A 1,989-nucleotide genomic window follows, 5' to 3' on the forward strand; every position below is an offset into this window, starting at 1 on the left:
CGAAAAGATCCGCCGAACCGATCACCGACCCCCGCAACCCCACCGGACGACCCGCACCATCAGTGACCTCACTCAACGTCACTTCCAGGTCGAACCGGGACGGTAGTCCGTCTGTCATCGTCCCGTCCGTCGTGAGCATCCCCTCGGCCTGCAGGCCGGCAAGTCTGAGGGACGCCTGGCCGACGTGCTGCACGCTGAGCATCACCTGGAACAGCGGGTGGCGAGTCAGCGACCGGTCCGGGGCCAGCAGTTCCACAAGCCGTTCGAACGGCACGTCCTGGTGTTCGAGGGCGGTCAGACTGGTCTCGCGCACCTGGCGCAACAGGTCGACGAAGGTCGGGTCCCCCGACAGATCAGTGCGGAGTACCAGCGTGTTGACGAAGAAGCCGACCAGGTCGTGGAGTGCGGGATCGGTGCGGCCGGCTACCGCCGTGCCGATGGGGATGTCCTCCCCTGCGCCCAGCCGCGACAACAGCACCGCCAACGCGGCCTGCACCACCATGAACAGTGTCGCGCCCCGCTCACGCGCCAACGCGGCCAACCGCGCATGCACGTCGGCCGGAATGTCGAGGGCCACCGTGTGGCCCCGGTGCGATGCGGTCGTCGGGCGCACGTGGTCGACCGGCAGAGCGAGCTCCTGCGGCGCTCCCGCCAGCGCCTCCCGCCAATAGGACACCTGCTGGGCGAGGACGCTTCCTGGCTGCTCCTCGCTGCCCAGCAACTCCCGCTGCCACAGGGTGTAGTCCGCGTACTGGACCGGCAACGGCTCCCAGTCGGGTGCATGTCCTGACCGTCGCGCCGCATACGCCCGGGAGATGTCACGGGCCAACGGCCCCATCGACCAGCCGTCCCCCGCCACGTGATGCAACACCACCACCAGCACATGCGCCTCCGGACCCGTCTCGACCAGCAACGCCCGCAGCGGAATCTCCCCCGCCAGGTCGAAGCCATGCCCGACCTCGGCCGCCACCAGCCCCGCCACCTGCTCCTCGGCGGCGTGGACGACCCGCAGGACCTCGCCCACCTCCTCGGGTGCCAACACCCGCTGGAACGGCTGCCCATCACGGGCGGGGAGCACGGTGCGCAGCACCTCGTGCCGCGCCACCACGTCCGTCATTGCCATCCGCAGCGCGTCGAGGTTCAGTGAGCCCTCCAGCCGCAGCGCGACCGGCAGGTTGTAGATCGGGCTCGGTCCCTCCAGTTGGGCCAGGAACCACAACCGCCGCTGTGCGAACGACAGGGGGATCATCGGGATTCACCTTCCCTACGCATGGGGCGCAGTACCGGTCGATCGGGTTTCCGTTCGGTGCCCAGCCGCGTTGCCAGCGCGGCCGGAGTCGGTGCCTCGAACAGGGCCCGCACTCCTATCTCGATCCCGAGCCGCGACTGAACCTCGGAGACGAGCCGGACGGCCAGCAGGGAGTGCCCGCCCAGATCGAAGAAGCTGTCGTCGACGCCGACCTGTTCCAGGCCGAAGACGTCGGCGAAGACCTCGCAGAGGATCCGCTCCTCCTCCGTGGAGGGTTCACGGCCGGTACTTACGGGGCGTGGACCAGGTGCAGGAAGGGCTGACCGGTCGAGCTTCCCGTTCGCCGTCAGGGGCAGCTCGTCCAGTACCACTACGGCTGACGGCACCATGTACTCCGGCAATCGCCGGCCCGCGAACAGGCGTAGTTCGACAGGCAGGTTCGTGTCCGCCCCGTCGGCGTCTCCGTTCGGGACGACGTAGGCGACGAGGCGCTGGTCGCCGTTGGCATCGGTACGGGCGACGACCACGGCCTGGGTTACTCGGGCGTGGGCTGCGAGCACCGCCTCTATCTCGCCGGGTTCGATGCGGAAGCCGCGGATCTTCACCTGATCATCCGCACGCCCCACGAACACCAACTGCCCCTCGGACGTCCAACGAACCAGATCCCCCGTCCGATACATCCGCTCACCCGGACCCCCGAACGGACACGCCACAAACCGCTCCGCCGTCAACCCCCCACG

The 1,989-nt window shown here is 68.8% G+C and carries 2 protein-coding genes; both read right to left on the reverse strand.

Features of this window, described 5'->3' with window-relative positions:
- Nucleotides 1-1,249: condensation domain-containing protein (locus tag AB0472_RS45925; protein WP_366365655.1), on the reverse strand; the 1,249-nt coding region annotated here is incomplete at its 3' end.
- The coding region (locus tag AB0472_RS45930) for a phosphopantetheine-binding protein (RefSeq protein ID WP_366365656.1) at nucleotides 1,246-1,989 on the reverse strand (744 nt) is incomplete at its 5' end. The genes AB0472_RS45930 and AB0472_RS45925, both read right to left, overlap by 4 nt.

It is taken from the genome of Streptomyces sp. NPDC086777 (genome assembly GCF_040702065.1).
In the GTDB taxonomy this organism is placed as follows: Bacteria; Actinomycetota; Actinomycetes; order Streptomycetales; family Streptomycetaceae; genus Streptomyces.